Below are 19,215 nucleotides of genomic sequence, written 5' to 3'. Positions count from 1 at the left end.
TAACATTAGCGGAATATATTATAAGTAAGATTTACACCAAACTTAGTCGGACCAATCCATCTCTTGGTTTTCTTACGTTCCAAAGGGAAATTTACATACTCTCCGCCCAAATAATATTTATTATATTGGAGGTGCGCATATCCCAGCCCAATATTCAGATCCAGCCCCCAACGAGAGTTGAAAGCAAATTTATATCCGGTTGAGATACCACCTGACACTCCCCAGCCTTTACGACGATAACTCTGTAACGGATCATTATGCTTCAACAAACCAATATTAAAGTTACCGTACATGGCATAAGGACCTATGTAAAATCCATCCCACGAATCGTTAGTATAGAAGTTACGCGGATTCACATAATAGCGCAATTCAACACTGCTCTGGAGTGCCCGAAACACTTCTTCATGTTTCTTGAATAAATACGGCATCCATAGCACTTCACCGTTCACCGTGAGTTGTCTCGTCAATGTATACTCAAAGCCAACGTTAGGCGAACCGGTCAGCCAAAAAGGAATATTCACTTTGACACTTTGTGCCTGTACTCCGCTGATTAAGCAAAATAAAACGGCGACACTCAAAATATGTCGTATAACTGATTTCATTCTAATTCTCTTTTATATGTATATATGTATCATTCCATGTCCGTATCTCCACTCTCGATATCTTCGTTCCATCCTACAACCGATATCTTAATAACGGTATAAGATTCGATTTCAATAATTATACGTTTACCATGCAATAACCGTAACGGCAATCCTGTCTCCCTTTCCGTAACTTCCACGGGCAAATGGTTGACAACTGCTCCATTTTCATCGAGAAATGTATAATTCAACCTCATCTGTTCATTCTCCACAGAAGGAATAAAACGATGATCTACCTCTAATACATCGGCTTTCTCCTGTACGGGTAATGTTCCGAAATGAAACATTTTATCCTCGGGAGTCAATCGGCCGGTCAGAGTATCATTTTTGAGGTATTGCATCACAGGTGCTCCTTCCGCAAGCAATTGTACCTTCTTTATATGCGATACATCACCGGGAAATTTCTTAAACCGAACCGTTATACGTCCGGTATAGCGTTCCAATGCTGTGGTATCGGTCTGTAAAATGCCCGGATGTACAATTGCGGGTACGAACTTCTGGAATAATATATCCGAAGGCTGTACATATCTGTTCGGTCCGGTAGAACTGCTTTTCAGAATAAAAGCAGAAGCATCCAGATGTTGCCCGTCCACAAACGTAAGACTGTCCGTATTGGTATAACAGTATACTTTATATTCGCCGGGAGTTAACCTAAAACTAAACAAGCCCGCCTCCATGCGCGGATCTTTATCCCATGGAGAGGTTGCATAACGTGCGCCGACCAATGTTCCGGCATCGTTATAGACCAGCACTCGACAATCACTGACAGTCTTGTTCAGAACCTCGGGTACAAAAACCTGATAATTCGTTTCATCTTCAAAATAATCATATGTACACGACGCAAGCGAAAGTAAGACTGCTACACCAGTAAATAATACTATGAGAAGTCTGTTTTTTCTCATGTTCTATAGTTTATTTCATTATCCTCCCCCCCGAGGCTCTCGGGAGCAGCAAGCGTTTCTGCCTATTCTCTGCTCCCGGACCATGATTCCAAGGGGAGTAAAAAGAAAGTTTTTACATTATAATATCTGAATTTACAATATTGCTATCCCAAGGTGTAGGAGCTCCTACAGTAATTGTCAGGCCACCATATTCCGTAGGAGTTACAGGTACAATCGTACTTCCGCCGGTACGTAAAGTCAGGTTTACTTCACGAATCACATTCGGTACAAAATTCTCTTTAACCACTCCGGACCAATAAACGGTAGCATCACTGGGAAGTGCAGTACCATCTCCCAAAATATGTCCGGCTTTACCACGTCCTGATACCACTATAAAATACTGACGCTGTCTGTCAGCCGTACCGGTAGTTGCAGAATCATTAACACGTCCACCATTATTGGGGAATACAACCACATCTCTCCACATCGTGAAGTTTCCGTTTAAAATCGTTCCTCCAGGGTTATAACCGAATCCGGGCTCAGCCGTTTTAAAGACTTCACCATCTGAAATAGACAATATGTTAGTAGCAGTCGAGGTAGCACTGACTCCTCCGTCATTCCCTGCCATCACTTTCAGATAATCCGGCAAGCGATAAATCATAATAGAAGCGTCTTGTGTAAAGTCAACCCCTTTGGCGGTATTCTCATTATTCGTATTTCCTTCTTTATCCTTTACGTTCAGACGGACACGCATCAAAGAGACTTCACGTTTCAAAGCAATCGGAGATGGAGTTGCAGTAGCATCCGAAGAAATGACTACACCTGAAACAGCTCCCATAAAAATCTCGGCAGGTTCCGTATAGGCCGTATTGCCTGCCAAGGCAGCAGAACAAAAAGTAGGGAATGCACCTGGCTTATATTTCATCACCATGTTCTGCACCTGTTTCTGACGTACATTCCACATTCCCCATTCTACAGGAGTTGTGCCCCCATCCAAATAGGTATTGATAGCATCCGCTGAACTTTTCGCATTTGCTATAGCAACCATCGTATATGTACCAGCAGGCACATCTGTATAAGTAAAAGTAGTATTCCCGTCTGTTGGATTAACTACATCTGAAAACCGCACGATATTGCTTGCGTCATACAGCAAAATCTGCACCTGACGGATTTTACTCCACGATGTTTCCGGCACTGCAGTAGATTGCGCAGCTCTCGTCTTACCTCCTTGTTCCATACTTGTTCCTTCAAAGTTCAACTTAACTATAAAGTTAGCCTTCGAGTTCCCACCAGGAACTTCTCCTGAAGGAAGTTCATTGTGCTCTGAACAAGCACTCATGGCCATTGCAGCGAGCAAAGACCATAAAAACACAGATTTCTTTTTCATAAATAATTCACTTTAGTTTCTACTTAATATTTGATTCAGACAGAATGTTGGTTTCTTATCTCAATCGATCTGCCCGTTACTTCGTAGGTAACGGGTCTACACAAATTCCAAGACAAAGAGGCGTCTTTCAAGGAGTTGTTTTTACTAAAATGAATCTTTACGGTCTCAAAAAAGACAATAAAATCCTTTCCCATCTTTCAACCTGAAAAATGGAAGAATCTTTTGTTGTCTTTTTCGAAGAACAACCCAATAAAAATGTTCAGTTATTTAATATCTATTGCAAAAATAATTGTTTTATTATGCGTATTTCAAAAAATATATTTAAATTTGCCGCCGATATCACCTTCCGTTACCTACGAAGTAACGGATAATATTTCAACTAATAATCAACTGATTAGCTTCTAATATTTTTATCTATTCCTCTTTTCTTCTTCGATAAAATATATGTAATAAGAGAACGATTCATCCGGTTTACCTCATCATCCCTGTAAGGTTGAAAATAAGTCTCAGTCACTTTCACCGAAGAATGCCCCATAGCATTACAAATCAAACTTGAATTATAATTCTGCCGGAGTGCCGTAGTCGCCCAGGTATGACGTGCCACATAAGTACTTAGCCGTTCCCTGATTCCCAAGGTATTTGCCACCTGTGTCAGGCGATGGTTCAGAAGACGCAACATACGGGTATATTGCCCATATTCATTCTCACCGGGATTTTGGATAATAGGAAAAAGATAAGGTGAATCCGGAATCGCATACATATACCTCCGTATAATTTCCATTGCCTCTTTGCCCACCACCACAGTCAGTTTACGACTGGTTTTGCGCCGGTGATACGTAATTACATTTCCCTGTAAATCGCATCTGCGCAAAAAAGCAAGATCTACAAACGGCATCCCGCGAAGCAGAAACAAAAGAACAAACAAATCCCGGCTGAAAGCTAATTTTTCCGGCAATGGTTTCTGGTCCGTCATCAGTTTACATATCACCTCCGGCGAAACAGCCCTTTTTACGGGACAGTCAATTCCGGTATGCACTTTATTGAAAAGACGTGGCACATAAGTTGCCACTCCCCGCTCCAGCGCCTGATTATACACAGATCTCAGCATACGCATGTAAGTAGAAATAGTGTTCCATTTAAGTTGATCAGCCAGCAGTTTCTGTTCAAACAAAGCTAACCATTCGGGAGTCAGTTGGCTAAAGGTGATTTCACGTCCGTTCATAAATTTTTTCAGTCGATTTAAAGTGCTCTGATATACATGGGCAGTACCATTACGTTGCTCTTTTTTCAGTTCGACTATTCGCTTCTCCATAAATCGAGTCAAAAGTTCTTTTTTCATTTTAAGTCTGTTAAGATTACAAATTAGATTATTGCAAGCTTTTGCTTATCCATTTCATATATCAGACTGATATTTCAACAAATTGCAAAAAGCGTAGTGCCATAACAAACCAACTGCATAATTATCTCTTTTTTTTAGATAACTTTGCAGCCTTCGAAAAACTTTTAACCACAATTGGAATAGACAAAACCGGTTCTTCTCAAGAAGCCGTTTCAATCATTTCTCAGTATTCACAGTCTCAGGCTTCGCAACCTGACTTGTCACAAGTGTATTTTTCTCAGTAGTATTACAAGTACCGTTAAATCTGGCTTTCGATTCTATTTCAAGTTTACATGTATAAACATCGCCATTCATTGTACATCCCGATTTCATAACCAAATCTTCTGCCACCTGAATATCTCCCTGTAACATCCCGTGTAACACAGCACCGGTACACGTCACATTTCCTTTGATTCTTCCCTGAGGACCAATCACTACTTTCCCTTTACAGGAAACATTTCCTTCTATTATTCCATCTAAACGCAAATCCCCTTCTACCGTGATTGCTCCTTTCACCATTGTTCCCAATGCTATTGTAGTCAGTTTATCAATACCGACTTTCACAGTCTTTACAGAATAATCTTCATTCTTTTTCTTTCCAAACATATTAAAATCTGAATTATGTAAATTAAAAAAGGACGAACATTCTTCTGATACCAAATATTAAGTAGATTACAAATATAAGTTAATTATAAGACAGGCAGAAGAAAAAGACGAGAAAAAGACAACAGGTCACTATAAAAAGGGGAGAAACTGTTTCCAAGTTTCCCCCCTCTCCCTTATTATTTATCGCTACGGACAGTACTATTTATATTCCTGCCAGCTCTTTATCTGAATATCTTCAAGCTTCAAATCACAGAATGCTTCGATAAATGCACTCGCCAGACGCGCGTTGGTTATCAATGGGATATTATGATCGATCGCACCACGACGGATACGATAACCATTTGTCAGCTCACGTTTCGAATGATTCTTGGGAATATTCACAATCAAGTCGAACTTATGGTCGGCAATCATCTTCATCACATTGTTCTCAGCCCCCGGTTTTTCATCCGGCCAGTAAACCGGAGTAGTATCTACACCATGTGCATTCAGAAATGCAGCAGTTCCGGCTGTTGCATAAATCTTATATCCCTGGTTGAACAACATGCGGCTTGCTTCCAGCAAATCGACTTTCGACTTCATTGCACCTGAAGAGAACATCACTCCCTTTTCAGGAATTTTAAAGCCGGTAGCAATCATTGCATTCAGCAGTGCTTCAGAAAAGTCGTCACCAATGCAGCCCACCTCACCGGTAGACGACATATCTACACCTAAAACCGGATCGGCTTTGTGCAAACGTGAGAAAGAGAATTGAGAAGCTTTCACTCCAATCCAGTCGATATCAAATGCCGACTTATCGGGACGGCTGTATGGAGCGTCGAGCATAATGCGGGTAGCAGTCTCAATAAAGTTGCGTTTCAACACCTTAGAAACGAACGGGAAACTACGTGAAGCACGTAAGTTACATTCGATAACTTTAACTTCGTTGTTGCGAGCCAGGAATTGAATATTGAACGGTCCCGAAATATTAAGCTCTTTCGCAATCTGGCGACTGATTTTCTTAATGCGGCGCGCTGTTGCAAAATAGATTTTCTGTGCCGGGAATACCAGCGTAGCGTCACCCGAGTGCACTCCGGCAAACTCGATATGTTCTGAGATAGCATATTCTACCACTTCTCCATTCTGTGCCACTGCGTCGAATTCAATTTCCTTGGTATTTTCAAGGAACTGAGAAACAACTACCGGATACTCTTTCGATACCTCAGCAGCCATCTTCAGGAAGTTCTCCAACTCCTCGTCATCATAGCAAACATTCATCGCAGCTCCCGAAAGTACATAAGACGGACGAACCAGTACCGGATAGCCCACTTTCTCTACAAAACCTTTCACATCTTCCAGACTGGTCAGCTCCTGCCATGCCGGCTGGTCGATACCCAACTGATCAAGCATTGCAGAGAACTTATTACGGTTTTCTGCCCGGTCGATAGAAACAGGAGAAGTACCCAATACCGGAACAGACTGACGATACAGTTTCATGGCAAGGTTATTCGGAATCTGTCCACCTACGGATACAATCACACCGCGAGGTTGTTCCAGATCGATCACGTCGAGCACACGTTCGAACGAAAGTTCGTCGAAGTACAGACGATCACACATATCATAATCAGTAGACACCGTTTCGGGATTATAATTGATCATAATCGATTTATATCCCAGTTTGCGGGCAGTCTGCACAGCATTTACCGAACACCAGTCGAACTCAACCGAGCTACCAATGCGATAAGCACCCGATCCTAACACAACTACTGACTTTTCATTTTTATAATAGTTCACATCATAACCCTGAACCGCATAAGTCATATAAAGGTAGTTTGTCAGTTCCGGATGTTCGGAAGCAATGGTATTGATGCGTTTCACGGCCGGAAGGATACCCAGTTCTTTACGACGGGCACGTACCATCAGGTTCTCTTTCTCCATATTTCCTGCCGGATTCAACACAAAGCGCGCAATCTGGAAGTCAGAGAAGCCCAGCACTTTGGCCTCCCTCAATACGTCTGCAGGAATATCCTCTACCTTATCATAAGCAGACAACTTCGCTTTATAGTCAACGATATTTTTCAGTTTGCCCAAGAACCACGGGTCAATCTTTGTCAGTTCATGGATACGCTCTATCGTATAGCCATCTTCCATGGCCTGAGCCAGAGCGAAAACACGTAAATCCGTCGGGTGAGAAAGCTCCTTATCCAGATCCTCAAAATGCACATCGTCGTTACCGACAAACCCATGCATACCTTGACCGATCATGCGAAGACCTTTCTGGATAATCTCTTCAAACGAACGGCCTATCGACATGATTTCACCAACCGATTTCATGCTTGAACCGATCTCACGAGATACACCGGCAAATTTAGTCAAGTCCCAACGAGGAATTTTACAAATATAGTAATCAAGTTGCGGAGCCACATATGCCGAGTTGGGAGTGCCCATCTCACCTATCTGATCGAGTGTGTAGCCTAATGCCACCTTAGCGGCCACAAATGCCAGCGGATAGCCGGTTGCCTTCGAGGCCAAAGCCGAAGAACGGCTCAGACGTGCATTCACCTCAATCACACGATAATCATCCGTATCCGAATTGAATGCATACTGAATGTTACATTCACCTACAATACCCAGATGGCGGATACATTTAGTTGAAAGTTCCTGCAACATTTTCAGTTCCTTGTCATCCAATGAGCAAGTCGGAGCTACCACGATCGATTCGCCGGTATGAATACCCAGCGGGTCAAAGTTTTCCATGCTTGCTACCGTAAAACAGTGGTCATTCGCATCACGGATCACCTCAAACTCAATTTCTTTCCATCCTTTCAACGACTCTTCCACCAGAATCTGTTTAGAGAAAGCAAATGAGCTCTCAGCCAATTTGAGGAATTCCTCTTCATTGGCACAAATACCACTTCCGAGTCCTCCCAGCGCGTAAGCCGAACGAACCATCACCGGATAACCAATGCGACGTGCAGCAGCAATAGCATCTTCCATGCTTTCTACAGCCTGGCTGACCGGAGTTTTCATATCAATCTCATTGAGCTTCTTCACAAACAGGTCACGGTCTTCCGTATACATGATAGCCTCAACCGAAGTACCCAATACTTTCACACCATATTTATCCAGAATACCTTGTGTATAAAGCTCTGCACCGCAGTTCAAGGCAGTCTGTCCGCCGAATGCAAGAAGAATGCCGTCGGGACGTTCTTTCTTAATAATCTCCTCTACAAAATAAGTAGTCACGGGAAGGAAATACACCTTATCAGCAATTCCCTCGGAAGTCTGAATGGTTGCGATGTTCGGATTGACCAATACCGAATTGATGCCTTCTTCTTTCAAGGCCTTCAGTGCCTGTGAACCGGAATAATCAAACTCTCCGGCTTGTCCGATTTTGAGTGCGCCTGAACCCAAAACAAGGACTTTTTTCATTTCCTTTTCCATTTCTTTTATTGTCATTATAAGTTGTTATTTCTACGTATCCGCACAAAAAAAATGCGTTACCCTCAATAAAGGACTAACGCATTACCAAAGAACTAAATATCGTTTTTGGAGAAAAGAGAAGAAGTAGGCTGATTCCGGGTGAAATACACTCGAACGGAGATAATACTTGCTTCTGATTTCCTGTTGATTCATTGCTATTTCAAAGTTTGTGCAAAGTAACGACTTATTTCTATAATTACAAAGGAATCTGGTAAGAATATTCGTTTTATTTGTTACTTCAGCTGATTCTGACTATCTTTGTCCTTCGATTAAAAATAAAAATAATGGGAAAAGAAAAAATCATATTGACAGGTGACCGTCCTACCGGAAAACTCCATATCGGACACTACGTAGGTTCACTGAAACGAAGAGTCGAACTACAGAATACCGGCTTGTTTGACAAAACTTTCATCTTCATCGCCGATGCGCAGGCATTGACCGATAACATCGATAACCCCGAAAAAGTACGCCAAAACGTAATTGAAGTAGCCCTCGATTATCTGGCTTGCGGACTCGATCCGGAAAAGTCGACAATCTTCATCCAGTCCCAGATTCCGGAACTGTGCGAATTGACATTCTATTATATGGATCTCGTCACCGTATCACGCCTGCAACGTAACCCTACCGTGAAGACGGAAATACAGATGCGCAACTTCGAAACCAGCATTCCTGTAGGTTTCTTCACTTATCCCATCAGCCAAGCTGCCGATATCACTGCCTTCCGTGCCACTACAGTACCGGTAGGTGAAGATCAGGAGCCCATGATCGAGCAGGCCAGAGAAATTGTCCGCCGTTTCAATTATATCTACGGAGAAACATTAGTCGAGCCGGAAATCCTTCTACCGGACAACGCAGCCTGCCTGCGCCTGCCGGGTACCGATGGAAAAGCCAAAATGAGTAAATCGTTAGGCAACTGCATTTACCTTTCCGAAGAAGCGGACGAGGTACAGAAGAAAGTAATGAGCATGTTCACCGACCCCGATCACTTACGGGTGCAAGACCCGGGCAAAATCGAAGGTAATACCGTATTTACATATTTGGATGCCTTCTGCCGTCCCGAACATTTCGAACGTTATCTGCCCGACTATCCGAGCCTCGATGAACTGAAAGCTCACTATCAACGCGGCGGCCTGGGAGATGTAAAGGTGAAACGCTTCCTCAACGCTATTATGCAAGAAGAACTGGAACCTATCCGTAATCGCCGGAAAGAATTTGAGAAAGACATTCCTGCCATCTACGAAATGTTGAGAAAAGGCTGTGAAGTGGCAAGAGCTGCCGCTGCCGATACGTTATCCGATGTTCGTAAGGCCATGAAGATAAACTATTTCGATGATGCCGAACTGATCAACGAACAAGTAAAGCGATTCAATAAATAAAAAAAGAAACGCCCTGTTACCAGTCCGGCAACAGGGCGCTTTCTTTTAAAGAAGGTTGAGTCTGAATTTATTTAGCAGACTCTACTAATACAACGCGGTTTAGGTAAATAGGTTTACCGAATTTATCCACACCACCTCCGGCATCAACTTTCAAGCGGCTGGAATCTACTCCGTATTTCTTAACCAATGCATTGACAACAGCCTGAGCACGTTTCTGGCTCAACTCCTTATTGAATGCAGGAGTACCGGTTGCCGAGTCAGCATATCCGTATACGGTATATTGTGTATCCGGGAATTCTTTCATCTTAGCAGCCAGATAAGACAAGTTCATCTCTTCACGCGGAGACAGTTCAGAAGAACCGATTGTGAAGAATACAGTACGCGGAGCAATATTAGCATCCGTTACAACTACTTGTTCGGCAACTTCTGCCACCGGCTGGTTCTGTGCATCAACCAACTGCTGTTGCAGTGACTGGTTGGCAGCAGCCATTTCATTCATCTGGCGACGCATATTGGCCAATTCTATTTCAGAGATAATCTGTGGCATCGGACGGGCAAATCCACGGGCCGGGAAGCGGTAAGTCAGACCTGCAGTCAGGCTGGCAACGCCATCATACCCATGTTTTCCACCAATTTCTCCGTCAAACTTATCTTCAGCCAGCATACCACCGATTTCGATATTGATATCTACCGCACTCGATACGCGGAAACGGTTGATAATACCTGCGTTCATAGCAAATGCCTCACGATGAGGTTTAGAGTATGAATGAGTAAAACCGGCTCCCAAATAAGGGATAATTTCATATACACGGTGAGAGTTGTATCCGCCAAACAGAGCATTCAAATTGAACATCACGTCACCGTGAAGATTCATATAGTTGAATTTCTGTTTATAATACCCATTGGCCAGTTTACCACTCTTCACAAAATCGGCTGTTTCCGAATGGGCAAAGCCGCGCCCCTGCAAGCCACTGTACTGCAATCGCAATCCCAACCCGGGAGTAAACCATTTACCGACAGCCACATTCAATGTCGGACTGATACGGTCTCTGAACTTTCCGGCATGGTCGTTGTCACCAAACATGGCTTCGGCACCGCCACCGATAGAAAAGAACCAGTTATCCCAGAAGGAGTTAGTGATTACTTGATATTTGTCTTGTACCTGGATAACTTCGTATCCCGTAATCGTAGTTTGTTGCGCTGAAGCAACAGATGTAACGCCGGCTAAAGCCAGCAGCATTAGAATCTTTTTCATATACCTTAATAGTTAAAGTGGTTATTACAAATCTTCCTATTTATTATTGAAACTATTTAAATAACACCAACGAAACTAAAAGGTTTTGGATAAATGAAAATTTCCGAAGCATTTTCTACAAAGATCCGGAGATACACCTTATTATATATAGCTCCAAAGCTACTTTGACCTATTTTTGTTCCATGAAAATTTTTCGTAGCGGCATAATCAATCTTTCCAGCAGCCGAAGATCGTCCGTGATAATTTCCGCACTTCCCTTCATCTCACGAGTCAACGGCAGCATCTTTCCATAGTTGGTTGTCAACCCATCCGGCAAAGCAATATCGACCACATACATGCCTTCCGCCGTCGGCAGAGGCGAAACACTTCTCACCTCCCCCCTTACATAACCAAACTCCTGATCCGGATAATTATTCAGACGCAAATTTACACGCTGTCCGGCCTTTACTTTACCCGATCCCTGTAAAGGCAGCAATGCCGTCCCTACAGGCAAGGATTCCTCTTTCGGGGCAACCACAAAAACGGTAGCCCCCGACTCCACATACTGATTCACGCTCCACACATTCAGAAAAGTAACTTTTCCTCCGACCGGACTTCGAAGCAGGTAATGTTGTTCCCACGCCGCAAGCTGACCCAACAACTGATCCGTAGCATTTCTCAGATTCACCTCCTGCGTCTGCTGCTCTTCAAACGCCTGTTTTTCCAGATCAAGCAATGTCTCTTCCGATTGCTCTATCTGCATATCTACCTGAGTCAACTGCATACGGGCCGATTCCTTTGACTGAAGACTCTGCAGATAGCGACTGCCGGACTGTTCAAACTCCGTAATAATCATTGCCTTACGATGATAAAGAATCGAATCTCTTGCATATGAGGCATGAGCTAAAGCATATTCTTTCTCTATCAGAAAATATTGCCTCCGAACCTGATCATAATATTTCTTCTGTGTAGCCAGCAATTCTTTCTGTGACTGCAACTTCTTTGCATAATATCCCAACTCTTTCATACGAACCACCTCGGAGAGGGTACTCACAAATCCTGCATAAGCCGACTGTATCTCACCCAGCCGCCAGCGGTCGGTCTCCGAAAGCAGAAAAAGACTTTTCCCCGATTCCGGTGTATATCCTTCCTGCTTCCACTTCTGCATCTTCCCCTTCAAAGAAAACACATCCACCGCACGAGCCGTATTCTCTATTACACCCAAATTCATATCCGGCTTCACCTCCTGGCCGTTCTGTACATACAGGTCCGCCAATCTACCGGCCGAACGTGCCATTACATAAGATGGAGGCTCCTGTGTACTCACCGTCACCTCTGCAGTTATCACATCCGGATATTTAAACCAATAGCTGCCTGCCACCAACACCACTACGATGATAAACAATACCGTAATGCCACTACGCAGAATCCACGCCGGAACACGGTTCATCACCTCCTGTACCTCTTCACTGCGAAGCTCGATTTCTTTATGTGTGTGCTCCTTTTCCATACCTAACTTCCTAACTCCAGCTGATTCTTCACCAACTGATAATACAATCCTTTCTTCTCCGTCAGTTCCCGGTGAGTGCCCTCTTCAGCCACAGCACCTTTATCCAGCACCACGATCTTATCCGCATCACGAACCGTACTCAAACGATGTGCTACCACTACAACCGTCTTACCCCGATAGAATGTATGGAGGTGTTCCATAATCTCACGCTCGTTATTGGCATCCAGTGCATTCGTCGCCTCATCGAAAAACAGGAACTCCGGATTCTTATAAACCGCACGGGCTATCAGCAGGCGCTGTCGCTGTCCCTGACTGATGCCGTTCCCCTCCATTCCGATCTTCGTATTATAGCCCAAAGGAAGAGAATCGATAAAATCACGGATATTGGCAACCGTCACAGCATGGCGCAAACGTTCCACATCCACCTGTTCCTCACCAACAGCAATGTTGTTCGCAATCGTATCAGAGAAAATAAAGCCATCCTGCATCACCGAACCACTCTTCGCACGCCAGAGATGCGGATTCACCACATCCAGAGGAGTCTCACCTATTTTGATATCCCCCTTATTCGGAGTATAAAAACCGAGCATCAACTTAATCAGTGTAGTCTTACCACTACCACTCGCCCCCACGATCGCTGTCACTTTATGTTCGGGTATATCCAGATTCACATCCTTCAGCACATAGTCACGGTCCGCCCCGTCATAGCTAAACGACAGATTTTCAATACGAATATCACGCCGATCCGGAAGAACCGTCAGTTTTGAAGTGATATCCTGTTCTTCATCTTTCTGACCGTGAATCTCGTTCAAGCGTTCCAGACTGATCTTTGCATCCTGAAGTTGTTGGGCAAAGCCGATAAAAGAGCCGATGGGGCCACTCAGCTGACCGATGATATACGTCAAAGACATCATCATACCCAGAGTCATATCCCCTTCCACAACCGATTTGGCAGCAATAAATGAAATTACGATATTCGTTGTCTGATTAAAAAACACAGAACCCACTTGCTGAACCTGCCCCAATGCCAGTCCCTTCACGCTGATCTTGAAAAGCTTCACTTGAATGCGTTCCCACTGCCAGCGCTTTTGCTTCTCGCAGTTGTTCAGCTTGATTTCCTGCATGGCAGTCACCAGCTGAATCAAACTGCTCTGTTCGCCCGCCGCCTGGGCAAAACGCCGGATATCCAGTTCACGCCGGTACTTCATGAACACAAGAATCCAGCAGATATAGAGTGAATTGCCTACCAGAAAGATGGCAAGAATACCCAGATTATAATAAGCCAGCACAAAAGCAAAAATAAAGAAGTTTACGAAAGAGAAAAGCGTACTGATGGACGAGCCTGTCAGAAAGCTCTCGATACGTCCGTGGTCACCGATACGCTGCATAATGTCACCGATCATCTTCGTATCGAAATAATGGAGCGGTAGTTGCATCAACTTTGCCAGGAAGTCAGAGATCAGCGAGATGTTGATACGTGTGTTCATGTGAAGCATGATCCAGCTACGGATAAACTCGACCGAAAGTTGCGAAACGGAGATCACCAGCTGTGCAATCAGGATCAGAGTGATAAAGTTCAGGTTACCGTCACGGATACCCACATCCACCAACGACTGTGTCAGAAATGGGAAGATAAGTTGCAGCAAGCTCGCTATCAGCATTCCCAGAACGAGCTGTATCAACTGTTTACGGTAAGGAGACAAATACTTAAGAAAAAAACGAAGACTGCGACTGCCGGACTCTTCCTCGTCCCCCTGCCCTTGGAATTCCGGGCCCGGTTCAAGCGCAAGTGCAGCTCCTTTCTCTTCTCCATTCACCTTGGTAGACAACCAACACTTTTTAAATTCTTCCTCACTGTACGAAATCAACTGACGTGCCGGATCAGCGATATAGAAACGGTAGCCACTGCGCTTCTTCTTTATATCATAACAGACCACAAAGTGGTTCTGGTTCCAATGCAGGATGCAAGGCAACGGTACGTCCTCTTTCAATTGCTCCAAAGAGATACGGACCCCCGAAGTACGGAAACCGATGGATTCCGCCGCATCACTGATGCCCAACATGGAAACTCCTTCACGGGTAATAAAAGAACGTGCACGGAGGGTCTGCAGGGAATAGCTCTTACCATAGTACTTCGCAATCATGCGAAGGCAGGAAGGGCCGCAATCCATAGCGTCCAACTGGAGGTAATGAGGAAAAGAACTTAGCTTCATTTATTCATAATATTAGTCTACGTAGCAAAAATACATCACATATCCGGAATATAATGCGCTTCTCCCGGAATTTGTGAAAAAAATTCCCTGAAAGGATAATTTATCTGTTTCCCGTTCAGAAAATTCAGCAGCAAAAGCATGCCCTTATACTGCCTTTTCTTTAAAACTCTTTCGCAAGCATTGCTCAAATCAAACAAATAGGTTTCTTCTCTGATCCGTACACATTTATCCCCCGAAGACAATCGAAGCAGGACATACCACGCAATGCCCTCCAGTCCCGTAGCTAAAGAGTAGTCATCCAAACGCCTGACATCATATTCCATCACTTTCTTATCAATCTTATTCCGTTCTTCATTGCCGGCATCTTCCACAAATCCGTACCGGACAAGATATTCTACCCCCCAACCTATGCCAGCCCATCCGAAAGACAGACCGACCGGCATACCCAAGCGAACATACTCCATCACTTCATCCAGCAACTCTTCGGCAAATTCTCCAAAAATTCGCGATTCGGCAACATGAGAATAATGAAAAAAGAAAAGACAATATCCCATCTTTCCATAAAACAGCCCTATGTCAGTTTGTCTGTAGGAGAAATAAAGTGATTTTGCTATCTTTTCTATCTGTGCATCCATAACATTTCTTTTTTAATAACTGACAGGTATTTCATAGTCGAGGCGATAAAGTTCTTTTATCCGTGCTATCTGTTTCTCATCTCTCAGTTCAAACTGAACGGATGTCGCATTCGACCTCTCCTCAGGTATATCAACTCCTTTCTCTTCTAAGAAACAGTTTAATTTACTGAGTGGTACGATACAGTCCACATCAGCAGAAGTATAAAAATCAGATTGCCTGCGTATATGTTCATCCTGCCACAACGGATTTGTCTTCCCCAATTCAAACTCAACAAACGAAAGAAAGCGTTCAAAAGAATGATCCTGATAAAGATTACACATATACATATAACGGTTAAAAGTACGTTCAAGTATAAAATATTTATAAGCAGAAATCAGTCTTTCCACCGGATCCCTCCAAACCGCTACCTTCAAATACGATTTATGCTCCTTTTCATAACCGGACATCTCAGAAACCGGTACCAAAAAACGTTCGGGTTTTACCCGGGCGATATAAAAATGAGTCTGATCTTCCGTATCAGGAATCATACCTATAGACGCATAGATAGCTATATTCTCCAAAAAAGTGAGTCCACATTTCGAGATAAGGACAAAAGCCATACGATGCTTCTCTACAAGACAAAAATTACATCCGAAGAAGTCTAATGGTGCTTTGTTTAGCATTGCAATATCTTTCATGATATACTACGATTTTCGATGTCCAACATACATACAATAAAGTGATTCAGTTCCCTGCCATAGCCCCTTATCCTTCCATCGTCTGGAGCCGGTCATAGTACAGTTTCATCCTGTTCAGTATCTCCTCACTATACCATCTTCCAAGAGACTCTTGCCGACTGAGTTCCTCACAAACACGAAGCATTTCTCCCGCCCTATCGTACAAAGTAGTATAAGTTCCGTCCGGATGCAATGTACAGGCGGTAGAATATATCTGCAGCAACCTTACATAGAGCGCTTCTTTTGCCTCTCTATGTTTTTTCTCAAACAAATGTTTACGGCTATATTCCAGTAACTTCTCAATAATCAATTGAATGGAAGCAATCCGCCTACCCGCTGCTGTCGCTGTCATAATCGATCCTTCCCGTTGCCGGTAATAATAAAAATCAATATCGGCAACCGTCATTTTCTGAGCGGTTGTCAGCACCTGCGGAGTCCATAATTCATCCTCATGAATCAGCCCCGGCTCAAAGCGAAAACCGTTTTGCTCAATAAAATCTCTCCGATATAAATAGTTGTACACCATAGGGACATAACATCTGCAATCCATCACTCTTGAGAAATACGTACTTCCAGACACCACGGTTCCCGCCGCAAACAACTCCCTGCTCCTTCTTTCCCAACTTCGCACCTGCCCATCCGGATGTACCGCCAATGTATTTCCTGAGACAATGTCTGACCGGGTCTTCGCAGCTATAGTACAAAGCACCTGCAAAGCATTCTCTGCCAGCCAGTCGTCACTGTCCAGAAATGCCAGATAATGCCCGGATGCATATTCTATTCCGGTATTCCGTGCAGCAGAAAGTCCTTGATTCGCCTGTTCCACATAAACGCAACGAGCATCCTTACCCGCATACTCCCGCAGCAACTCTCCGGAATTATCCGTCGATCCGTCGTTCACCAGAATGATCTCAATATCCGTCAAAGTCTGCTTCTCCAAAGAGTGCAGACATTCCTCCAGAAAAAGTTCCGTATTATAGACCGGAACCACCACCGAAACTACCGGTCTTTTTACCTCCTTCATATCCCTCTCAATTTTAGTTCGTGTATTTTTGGGGAATCAATATATCCATCCACCATCTATCTTTTATCAAGCTGCGAAACACATTTATCTGCCACTACTCGTCCTCCCCCTTTCAACATCCTCCACGGAATCCTTCCTTTACCCGCCATAAAGAAATAAGCGAATACCGGTTCCGCCCAACGTACGGCAACAAAAGGTTTATATCTCTGTTGTAAACTCCTGTACGACAGCTTCACAAAGGTGCCCAAAGGTATAAACCGCTCCGGATGTTTCCGGTAAGACTGCCGATAGCCCTCTTCATGCTCCTTCATCAGGGCACGCAAATGAAACCAACAAAAGCCGACATCCAATATTTCATTCGGACAGCGCATCACTTCCAGTCCCCGATGACGGCCATCCGGCTTCGTTTCCGTCACATACCTGAATATCCGGTCCGCAGACACCTCAAAAAAGAAAGTATCACGCACGCCATTAAACGGAGGGAGTATCTCTTTGCTATCAGGCTCCGGATGTTCCTGCCCCAACCCTACCATCCACTCCCGGTCTTTCCGGAACAAGTTAATGCCCGACATCGAGACAGGCACTTTATACCGAATGATCATCTTCTCCAGATAAGAAGCATACAACGCATGTGTCCACAACGCAATTCGTAATCAATGCACATCTCCAAAAAATCCTCACAATTCTTACAGCGCAATAACCCCGATACCCCGACGGGCCGTTCGCGTGTCAACGTATCCGCATCAACCACATAAATCTCCTTCAACGTAACAGGAGGCATTTTTTCTTTAATAAACCCTACCATATTCCGGAGAGTTTCTTCTCCTGTTGCCTGAAACCACAGAGGTTGCCCCTTCTCCATCCTCTGTTCAAAATCTCCATAATTCTCCAGTATCCGGGACAAACCGCCGGTCAACTCCTCTTTCGTTTTCGCTATCATCCCCAGCCCCTCGGCTTCCACATCCGGAGAATACCGCGATCCCTCGGTCGGATCGTACACCAACGGGACAGCACCATGCGCCACTCCCTCCATTAAAGAAGAAGAATAGTGTGCCACCCCTACCCGTGTGCGGGCAAATACCTCTGCCAGCTTTCTATCCGTTACCATTTCTATATTAGGAATCTGCTCCCATTCCATGCGTACCTCCTCACCTATCCTGAACTCAGGATGTTCACGCACCAGAAACCGCCGGGCGGGAAATTCCGCAGCAACCGTCCCTATCAGACAGATCATCTCTTGAAGATACTTTTTGTCACTCAGAAAAAAAGGTCCCTGCAAGAAAAAAGTAACACACTCCTTTTTCGTCTCATTACGTGGTTCCACCTGATACATATAGCCCGTCGGAACAAAGTCCGGCAGCGGATTATGCTTCTCCCACAAAGTCCGGAAGCCTTCCCCCCACATCAGATAGTACCGGTAAGGCATCCTCCTGAAAGCAGTGTGCATCAATGACGGCCATCCCTGCTGGATACACAAGGTCGGTATTCCATAATCACGTCCTATGGTGGCAAGCAATAACTGCTGGTAATGGCAGCCTTCCAGAAAAATCAATCCTTTAGGTTGCAAGATCCTCATCAATATATCAAATGTATTCGCATATTGAAAAATCAAGGGAAACCACTCTTTCAGGAATGGATTAACCAATGGAGCTGTTTTGGTAAATTCAAGAGTAATGGCCGTTACAAAGTCCGGCAACTCCGTTTCATCCGGAATCTCATATTCCGACAAGAGCAACACCGGTTCTTCCAGACGTTCAATCAACGGAGTCAGATAAGCCAATTGACGGGCATTATAAATATAGATCACCAACTGCCCGCCATAAGGTGCCAGTGCTTCATACCATTCATGGTCGTAGATTTTGTATTCCTCTTCCTGTCGCTCCCATTCTTCCACCTGCTTATCTGCCAGTATCTCCTTTACGCTACCCAATGCTTCCCCACAGCTCTTTCCTTCTTTACGTAACCGGTCGTACTCCTCTCTATGCCATGTGAACTGCCAGAATAGTAAATTGATCAAAGGCACGCCCACATCATGCCTCCCCATTTTCAGCCAATACTCTTTCTCTTCCCTCAAATGGTTCACGTAGTCAGACAGCACCCTATCCAGTACTTCATAATACTCCACATAATAGTCCCGTCTATCCATATCTTTTT

General features: G+C 44.1%; 13 protein-coding genes and 1 pseudogene. 1 reads left to right on the top strand and 13 read right to left on the bottom strand.

Going from position 1 to position 19,215, the window contains the following annotated elements; genetic code table 11:
• Positions 1–5: 5 nt before the first annotated feature.
• From ISX59_RS17490 to carB, 6 genes are all read right to left on the bottom strand, one after another.
• Positions 6–602 carry a DUF3575 domain-containing protein gene (locus tag ISX59_RS17490; RefSeq protein ID WP_005811199.1) on the bottom strand — a complete coding sequence of 199 codons (597 nt, stop codon included), beginning with the start codon at positions 600–602 and terminating at the stop codon, positions 6–8.
• Between the two features lie 29 nt (positions 603–631).
• Positions 632–1,543 (bottom strand): FimB/Mfa2 family fimbrial subunit, encoded by a 912-nt coding sequence (locus ISX59_RS17485; RefSeq protein WP_220576104.1) that lies wholly within the window; start codon positions 1,541–1,543, stop codon positions 632–634.
• Positions 1,544–1,655: 112 nt separating this feature from the next.
• A complete protein-coding gene (locus tag ISX59_RS17480) occupies positions 1,656–2,909 on the bottom strand; it encodes a FimB/Mfa2 family fimbrial subunit (protein ID WP_220576103.1) in 1,254 nt (417 codons plus the stop codon).
• Positions 2,910–3,303: 394 nt separating this feature from the next.
• Positions 3,304–4,248, bottom strand: coding sequence for a Tsr15 family tyrosine-type DNA invertase (locus ISX59_RS17475; RefSeq protein WP_005811206.1), 945 nt, complete (start codon positions 4,246–4,248; stop codon positions 3,304–3,306).
• Positions 4,249–4,464: 216 nt separating this feature from the next.
• A complete protein-coding gene (locus ISX59_RS17470) occupies positions 4,465–4,893 on the bottom strand; it encodes a polymer-forming cytoskeletal protein (RefSeq protein ID WP_005811209.1) in 429 nt (142 codons plus the stop codon).
• Positions 4,894–5,091: 198 nt separating this feature from the next.
• Positions 5,092–8,313 carry a carbamoyl-phosphate synthase (glutamine-hydrolyzing) large subunit gene (gene carB / locus ISX59_RS17465; protein ID WP_005811211.1) on the bottom strand — a complete coding sequence of 1,074 codons (3,222 nt, stop codon included), beginning with the start codon at positions 8,311–8,313 and terminating at the stop codon, positions 5,092–5,094.
• Between the two features lie 323 nt (positions 8,314–8,636).
• Here carB and trpS point away from each other — a divergent pair, with 323 nt between their 5' ends.
• Complete coding sequence (trpS, locus tag ISX59_RS17460) at positions 8,637–9,728, top strand: tryptophan--tRNA ligase (RefSeq protein ID WP_220576102.1); 1,092 nt, start codon at positions 8,637–8,639, stop codon at positions 9,726–9,728.
• A 67-nt stretch (positions 9,729–9,795) separates the two neighbouring features.
• Here the strand turns inward: trpS and ISX59_RS17455 are convergent, their stop codons facing one another.
• From ISX59_RS17455 to ISX59_RS17425, 7 genes and pseudogenes are all read right to left on the bottom strand, one after another.
• On the bottom strand, positions 9,796–10,983 hold the full coding sequence (locus tag ISX59_RS17455; RefSeq protein ID WP_005811214.1) for an OmpA family protein: 1,188 nt from the start codon (positions 10,981–10,983) through the stop codon (positions 9,796–9,798).
• 169 nt (positions 10,984–11,152) lie between these two features.
• Complete coding sequence (locus ISX59_RS17450) at positions 11,153–12,472, bottom strand: HlyD family secretion protein (RefSeq protein WP_220576101.1); 1,320 nt, start codon at positions 12,470–12,472, stop codon at positions 11,153–11,155.
• A gap of 2 nt (positions 12,473–12,474) precedes the next feature.
• Positions 12,475–14,685 carry a peptidase domain-containing ABC transporter gene (locus ISX59_RS17445; protein ID WP_220576100.1) on the bottom strand — a complete coding sequence of 737 codons (2,211 nt, stop codon included), beginning with the start codon at positions 14,683–14,685 and terminating at the stop codon, positions 12,475–12,477.
• A gap of 35 nt (positions 14,686–14,720) precedes the next feature.
• The gene (locus tag ISX59_RS17440) at positions 14,721–15,320 is read right to left on the bottom strand and encodes a hypothetical protein (protein WP_032536215.1); all 600 of its coding nucleotides are present in this window, start codon (positions 15,318–15,320) and stop codon (positions 14,721–14,723) included.
• A 12-nt stretch (positions 15,321–15,332) separates the two neighbouring features.
• Positions 15,333–15,998, bottom strand: a complete 666-nt coding sequence (locus ISX59_RS17435) for a sulfotransferase family 2 domain-containing protein (protein ID WP_220576099.1) — start codon at positions 15,996–15,998, stop codon at positions 15,333–15,335.
• A gap of 67 nt (positions 15,999–16,065) precedes the next feature.
• On the bottom strand, positions 16,066–17,061 hold the full coding sequence (locus ISX59_RS17430; RefSeq protein ID WP_220576098.1) for a glycosyltransferase: 996 nt from the start codon (positions 17,059–17,061) through the stop codon (positions 16,066–16,068).
• Positions 17,062–17,117: 56 nt separating this feature from the next.
• Positions 17,118–19,207 (bottom strand): annotated as a pseudogene (locus ISX59_RS17425) (hypothetical protein).
• Positions 19,208–19,215 lie beyond the last annotated feature (8 nt).

Source organism: Bacteroides sp. FSHCM14E1, assembly GCF_019633785.1.
Classification (GTDB): Bacteria; Bacteroidota; Bacteroidia; order Bacteroidales; family Bacteroidaceae; genus Bacteroides; species Bacteroides hominis.
The sequence above is the reverse complement of the archived record's forward strand: the minus strand, read 5'-3'. Positions and strand labels throughout refer to the sequence as shown.

What these genes read in the sequence shown, in the direction of transcription:
- ISX59_RS17490 (WP_005811199.1), bottom strand. Translation starts at nt 602, where the DNA reads ATGAAATCAGTTATACGACATATTTTGAGTGTCGCCGTTTTATTTTGC.
- ISX59_RS17485 (WP_220576104.1), bottom strand. Translation starts at nt 1,543, where the DNA reads ATGAGAAAAAACAGACTTCTCATAGTATTATTTACTGGTGTAGCAGTC.
- ISX59_RS17480 (WP_220576103.1), bottom strand. Translation starts at nt 2,909, where the DNA reads ATGAAAAAGAAATCTGTGTTTTTATGGTCTTTGCTCGCTGCAATGGCC.
- ISX59_RS17475 (WP_005811206.1), bottom strand. Translation starts at nt 4,248, where the DNA reads ATGAAAAAAGAACTTTTGACTCGATTTATGGAGAAGCGAATAGTCGAA.
- ISX59_RS17470 (WP_005811209.1), bottom strand. Translation starts at nt 4,893, where the DNA reads ATGTTTGGAAAGAAAAAGAATGAAGATTATTCTGTAAAGACTGTGAAA.
- carB (WP_005811211.1), bottom strand. Translation starts at nt 8,313, where the DNA reads ATGGAAAAGGAAATGAAAAAAGTCCTTGTTTTGGGTTCAGGCGCACTC.
- trpS (WP_220576102.1), top strand. Translation starts at nt 8,637, where the DNA reads ATGGGAAAAGAAAAAATCATATTGACAGGTGACCGTCCTACCGGAAAA.
- ISX59_RS17455 (WP_005811214.1), bottom strand. Translation starts at nt 10,983, where the DNA reads ATGAAAAAGATTCTAATGCTGCTGGCTTTAGCCGGCGTTACATCTGTT.
- ISX59_RS17450 (WP_220576101.1), bottom strand. Translation starts at nt 12,472, where the DNA reads ATGGAAAAGGAGCACACACATAAAGAAATCGAGCTTCGCAGTGAAGAG.
- ISX59_RS17445 (WP_220576100.1), bottom strand. Translation starts at nt 14,685, where the DNA reads ATGAAGCTAAGTTCTTTTCCTCATTACCTCCAGTTGGACGCTATGGAT.
- ISX59_RS17440 (WP_032536215.1), bottom strand. Translation starts at nt 15,320, where the DNA reads ATGGATGCACAGATAGAAAAGATAGCAAAATCACTTTATTTCTCCTAC.
- ISX59_RS17435 (WP_220576099.1), bottom strand. Translation starts at nt 15,998, where the DNA reads ATGAAAGATATTGCAATGCTAAACAAAGCACCATTAGACTTCTTCGGA.
- ISX59_RS17430 (WP_220576098.1), bottom strand. Translation starts at nt 17,061, where the DNA reads ATGAAGGAGGTAAAAAGACCGGTAGTTTCGGTGGTGGTTCCGGTCTAT.